The organism is Thioalkalivibrio sp. ALE20 (assembly GCF_000381405.1).
Classification (GTDB): Bacteria; Pseudomonadota; Gammaproteobacteria; order Ectothiorhodospirales; family Ectothiorhodospiraceae; genus Thioalkalivibrio.
Genome location: NZ_KB906494.1, coordinates 1 through 2,203, shown reverse-complemented (window position 1 = coordinate 2,203; position 2,203 = coordinate 1). Strand labels below are relative to the sequence as shown.

Sequence of the window (2,203 nt, the reverse complement as noted above, 5' to 3'; positions counted from 1 at the left end):
ATCGAATCGACCTTCGCCACCGTGCGGCTGCGCACCGCCAAGACCCGGGGCTGCGTGACCCGCAATACCGTCCTGAGCCTGACGTTCAAGCTCGGCCAGAGCGCGCAGAAGCGCTGGCGCCGCCTCCGGGGTTACGAATGGCTGGACAAGCTCGAGCGCGGGGTTCAGTTCATCGACGGCGTCGAACAGACCGAACCGACCAACGACGAGGCATCCTCCATCACCGACCGGAGCGCCGCCTGAACCTGCCATCGCTCATACACCAGACTTGACCATAACTCTTCCAAGAGGCCGACCGTCCGGGTCTTGTGGACCGCTCATTCTGGCCGTGGCGAACGCCGCGACGGATCCAACCGCAGGTCGCCGCCTTACGGCGCCAGCACTGGAGTATCGGTCGCATCGCTACCTTCACCAGGTTCGCGAGGGCCAGTGTCAGCCGCATCTTGCGGCGCGAAGGCCTGAACCACCTGAGCGCACTGGAGCTGGTCGAACCGCCTCGGCGCTACGAGCACGAGCACCCCGGTGATCTGCTCCACCTGAATATCAAGAAACTGGCGCGCTTCCGTCACTCAGGCCACCGCGTAACCGGTGTCTCCGTCAAGGACTCGATCGGCGCGGGCTACGAGTACGTGCATGTCGCCATCGATGACCGCTCACGCATCGCCTACAGTGAGATCAATCCCGCCGAGCGAGCCCAGGACGCGATCGCGCACCTGGAGGCGGCCGCGCCCTACCACGCGACCCTCGGTATTATCACCGGCGTGTCCTGACGGACAACGGACCCTGCTACGACGCCCGAGCGTTCAGGTAGGCCTGCCGTCGGCTGGCCATCCGCCATCGCCGGGAGCGGCCCTATGCCCCGAAAACGAACGCAAGGCGGAGCGCTTTATCCAGACCGCCCTACGTTGGGTGGGCCTACGCCTTCACCTACGCCCGTCAGAGGAGCGCAAACGCCATCTGCCCCGGTGGATCCACGACTACAACTGGCACGGCCCACACGGTAGGCTGCACAAAATAGCCACCCATCAGCGTCCTCGGTCTACCGGAGGAGAACCATGTGGGACTCCAGACGTGGCGACCAACCAGCAGATCAACCACACGCCACCTTCCGGAGAGCTTTCTCTGGACAACAACCGGAACGAGCAAAACGAACTATTGGAGGAACCCTGGCAATGAGCAACGGCTGGACCCCGGAACGGCGGGCACGACAGGCACAGGCGATCCAACGGCGGAAGCCGTGGAAGCGTTCACGGGTCCGAGGACCCCTGACGGCCGTGCAAAATCCGCCCGGAATGCCTATCGTGGAGCAACGAGACCGCAGGAGCGTGAGCTCGCTCGTTTAATGCGGGAGCAAGCTAGGTTGCTCGACCCTGAATAGCTGGGCATGAAGACGTGATCAGACGGCTACTCATGAGCCAACCGCATTGCGGGGTCGCCTCAACCGATTGCGATCTTCCAACGGACGATGAAGTCTTCGGACGGTCGCGGCTCGGGACTTTCAGCCTTCACAAAGACGGATTTAAATCGAATGAGCGACGAACGCCAGATAGCCACCCGCCAGAACGCTTCTGCCGGACCGCGTCGGGATTCATCAGACGGATGCGACCGGTTCCGACTCCTGACACCTGCCGAGATCGAATCCTTGCAGAACGACAAGAAGAGGGGCGCCGAGCGGGCGGCCGAACTCCGGGCGATGGAAAAGGCTGGGGCTCGCGTATGAGCTGCGTTGATCCTTGGCACCCTACCGGGCGCTGAATCCAGGTGCTAGGTGAATTCGCAGTCAATCCAACCTCTTAGGTATCTGGGTAAGCCGCGACCGAACAAGGATTGACCAGTATGACCGACACGACAGGCAAGCCGGGGCACCGGACGCGGGCGAGGCTGGAGTCGATGCCCCCCGAGAAGCGGCAGGCCGCGATCAAGGCCGGGGAGGCCCGACTGACGCTGATCAACGCAGCGCGCGAGGCGGGCTATCCGCTGAAGACCCGGGAGCAGATCCAGCACGCGCTGAACGAGATGCGGAAAGCCGCGAAGGACTAACTGTAAGGTCTCGTCTGATTGCATACCGCGAGAGAAGGCACCCCTGTTTCATGCCCGGGAGTGGATGCGTATTGTGCCCGATGAGCGAACGGGAGGCTGACCGCATGGCGAGTACGATCCATTCCAACGCCCGCACCACACCCCGGATCCGGCAGGAACTGCA

The 2,203-nt window shown here is 63.1% G+C and carries 3 protein-coding genes and 1 pseudogene; all 4 read left to right on the top strand.

Features of this window, described 5'->3' with window-relative positions:
- Positions 1-243 (top strand): annotated as a pseudogene (locus tag F790_RS0113580) (IS256 family transposase); the annotation flags it as partial.
- Between the two features lie 200 nt (positions 244-443).
- Complete coding sequence (locus tag F790_RS14630; RefSeq protein ID WP_019592013.1) at positions 444-770, top strand: hypothetical protein; 327 nt, start codon at positions 444-446, stop codon at positions 768-770.
- Positions 771-1,528: 758 nt separating this feature from the next.
- Complete coding sequence (locus tag F790_RS14625; protein ID WP_156824348.1) at positions 1,529-1,720, top strand: hypothetical protein; 192 nt, start codon at positions 1,529-1,531, stop codon at positions 1,718-1,720.
- 116 nt (positions 1,721-1,836) lie between these two features.
- Positions 1,837-2,040, top strand: coding sequence for a hypothetical protein (locus F790_RS0113570; RefSeq protein ID WP_019592012.1), 204 nt, complete (start codon positions 1,837-1,839; stop codon positions 2,038-2,040).
- Positions 2,041-2,203: the final 163 nt, after the last annotated feature.

Coding starts and splice junctions, on each gene's coding strand:
- F790_RS0113570 (WP_019592012.1), top strand. CDS start 1,837: ATGACCGACACGACAGGCAAGCCGGGGCACCGGACGCGGGCGAGGCTG.
- F790_RS14625 (WP_156824348.1), top strand. CDS start 1,529: ATGAGCGACGAACGCCAGATAGCCACCCGCCAGAACGCTTCTGCCGGA.